General features: G+C 66.6%; 3 protein-coding genes and 1 pseudogene. All 4 read left to right on the plus strand.

Features of this window, described 5'->3' with window-relative positions; all coding sequences use genetic code 11:
- Positions 1-478 (plus strand): annotated as a pseudogene (locus HLUSI_RS0108775) (cobyrinate a,c-diamide synthase); the annotation flags it as partial.
- Positions 475-1131, plus strand: coding sequence for a 5,6-dimethylbenzimidazole synthase (bluB, locus tag HLUSI_RS0108780; protein ID WP_016833610.1), 657 nt, complete (start codon positions 475-477; stop codon positions 1129-1131). The pseudogene HLUSI_RS0108775 and the gene bluB, both read left to right, overlap by 4 nt.
- A gap of 32 nt (positions 1132-1163) precedes the next feature.
- Entirely contained in the window at positions 1164-1742 is a 579-nt protein-coding gene (gene cobU, locus HLUSI_RS0108785; protein WP_016833611.1) for a bifunctional adenosylcobinamide kinase/adenosylcobinamide-phosphate guanylyltransferase, read from the plus strand.
- Positions 1736-2716, plus strand: a complete 981-nt coding sequence (cbiB, locus tag HLUSI_RS0108790) for an adenosylcobinamide-phosphate synthase CbiB (protein ID WP_016833612.1) — start codon at positions 1736-1738, stop codon at positions 2714-2716. Before cobU ends, cbiB begins: the two co-directional genes overlap by 7 nt.
- Positions 2717-2776: the final 60 nt, after the last annotated feature.

A 2776-nucleotide genomic window follows, 5' to 3' on the forward strand; every position in this document is an offset into this window, starting at 1 on the left:
CGACAGCATATACCTGCCCGGCGGCTATCCCGAATTGCACCTGCAGGAATTGCAGGGAAACCTTGCCATGAAGCAGGCGCTGCTCGCGCACTGTGCCGCCGGCAAACCGCTGTATGCGGAATGCGGCGGTCTGCTCTATCTGCTGGAAAGCCTGAGCGACAAGGATGGCGCGCGGGCGCGCATGCTCGGCGTGCTGAGCGGTCGTGCGGTGATGCAGCGGCGTTTGCAGGGACTGGGTTACCAGAGCATCGCGCTGCCGCAGGGCACGCTGCGTTGCCATACCTTCCACTATTCGACCACGGTGACGGCGTTGACTGCCGCTTACACCGGCGAACGCCTGTACGACACCTCGGCGGGCGAACGCGTCTATCGCGTGCGCGGTGTGACGGCGACGTATCTGCATGCCTACTTTGCCTCGTCGCCGGAAGCGGCGGCGGCCTTGTTCCTGCCGTCACCAGAGATTGAGGCGCCGGCATGAGCCATCGTTACAGCCAGGCCGATATCGATACCGTTTACCGCGTGATCGCGGAGCGGCGCGACATCCGCCATTTCTTGCCCGAGCCGTTGGATCCTGCGTTGCTGCAGCGGTTGCTCGAAGCGGCGCATCTCGGACCGAGCGTGGGCTTCATGCAGCCATGGCGATTCATCCGCATCACTGAACGCAGCCGTCGCGACGCCATCCATGCGCTGGTCGAGCAGGAACGCGTGCTCACCGCGCAAGCGTTGCATGAACGTGAAGACGAATTCATGCGGCTCAAGGTGGAAGGCATCCGCGAGTGCGGCGAGTTGCTGGTGGCGGCCTTGATGGACGATCGCGAGCGTCATGTATTCGGCCGTCGCACCTTGCCCGAGATGGACCTGGCCTCGGTCGCCTGCGCCATCCAGAACATGTGGCTGGCCGCCCGCGCAGAAGGCATCGGCATGGGCTGGGTGTCGCTGTTCGATGCCGGCAAGCTGGCGACGCTGCTGGCGATGCCGGCGGGCGCCAAGCCGGTGGCGGTGATCTGCCTGGGACACGTCAGGGAATTCTATGCGCGCCCGATGCTGGAGCAAGAGGGCTGGGCGGCGCGGCAATCGCTGGACGACCTGGTGTTCAGCGATGCGTGGGGAAACAAGGAAAAACAACAATGAGTCAGGAAATGAATCGGGAAATAAGTCAGGAAATGAATCAGGAAACAACCCGCACCCTGGTATTCGGCGGCGCGCGCTCGGGCAAGAGCGCGCAGGCGGAGAGGCTGGCGGCAGCCGCCGGCAAGCCGGTGATCTACATCGCCACGGCCGCCGTCGGCGACGATGAAATGGCGGCGCGCATCGCCTTGCACCGGCAACAGCGCAGCGCCCAATACGCCCATTGGGAAACCGTGGAAGAACAACTCGCGCTGGGCGACGCCATCGCACGCGCCAGCCGCCCCGGCAACGTCGTGCTGGTGGATTGCCTGACCGTCTGGCTGTCGAACCTGCTGTTCAGCGAACCAAAAGAATATCCGGAAATCGGCCGCATCGAAGCGCCGGCACGCTTTGCGGCGGAACGCGAGCGCTTCCTGCAAGCGTTGTCGCAGGCGCCGGGCGACGTGGTGCTGGTGTCCAACGAAGTCGGCATGGGCATCGTGCCGCAGGGCGCGATTTCACGCTGGTTCGTCGACGAAGCGGGGCGCCTGAACCAGGCCGTCGCGGCGATCTGCGAGCGCGTGCAATTCGTTGCCGCCGGCTTGCCGCTGGAGCTGAAAGGACGCGCATGCTGAGCGCTTTCAACGCCTTCGACATGACCTTGCTGGCCCTGCTGATGGCGGCCGGCGTGGCGCTCGACTGGCTGCTGGGCGAGACGCGGCGCTGGCATCCGCTGGTCGGCTTCGGTCGCTATGTGCAGTGCCTCGAGCGCCGCCTGAACCGGCAGCCGGGCAGTTATGCGCGTGGCGTGTTCGCCTGGCTGCTGGCAGTGTTGCCGCCGGTGGCGCTGGCTTGCGCGGCGACCATCCTGCTGGCGCGTCAATCGCTGTGGCTGGCGGCTGCCTGGCACGTGCTGCTGCTGTATTTCTGCATCGGCCTGCGCAGCCTGCGCGACCACGTCATGCCGATTGCGGCGGCGCTGAAAGACGGCGACCTGGCGGCGGCGCGCGCATTGACCGGCCGCATCGTGAGCCGCGACACCACGCAATCACAGGAAACCGACCTGGCCAAGGCCGCCGTCGAATCGTTGCTGGAAAACGGCAACGACGCCGTCTTCGGCACCTTGTTCTGGTTTGCCGTCGCCGGCGGTCCCGGCGCCTTGCTGTTCCGCCTGGCCAATACGCTCGACGCCATGTGGGGCTACCGCACGTCGCGCTTCCTCGCGTTCGGCTGCGCAGCGGCGCGCCTCGACGATGCGCTCAACTGGATTCCTGCGCGGCTGACCGCGCTGTCGTATGCGGCGCTGGGCAACTGGCGTCAGGCGCGGACCTGCTGGCACGAACAGGCGCCGGCCTGGAGCAGTCCGAACGCCGGGCCGGTGATGTCGTCCGGCGCGGGTGCGCTGGGACTGGCGCTGGGCGGCGCGGCGATCTATGACGGCGAAGTCGAACAACGGCCGCCGCTCGGCATCGGCCGCGACGCGGTAGCCGGCGACATTGCACGCGCCTGGACGCTGGTGTCGCGCACGGCGATGCTGTGGCTGACGGTGATGCTGGCGACCGCCATGCTGCTGTCCACGCTGTTGTCGTTCGGAGCCGCCCATGCTTGAACACGGCGGCAACCTCAACGACGCGGTGATCCGCTACGGCATCGCGCGCGCCGACTGGCT

It is taken from the genome of Herbaspirillum lusitanum P6-12, from assembly GCF_000256565.1.
Classification (GTDB): domain Bacteria; phylum Pseudomonadota; class Gammaproteobacteria; order Burkholderiales; family Burkholderiaceae_D; genus Herbaspirillum; species Herbaspirillum lusitanum.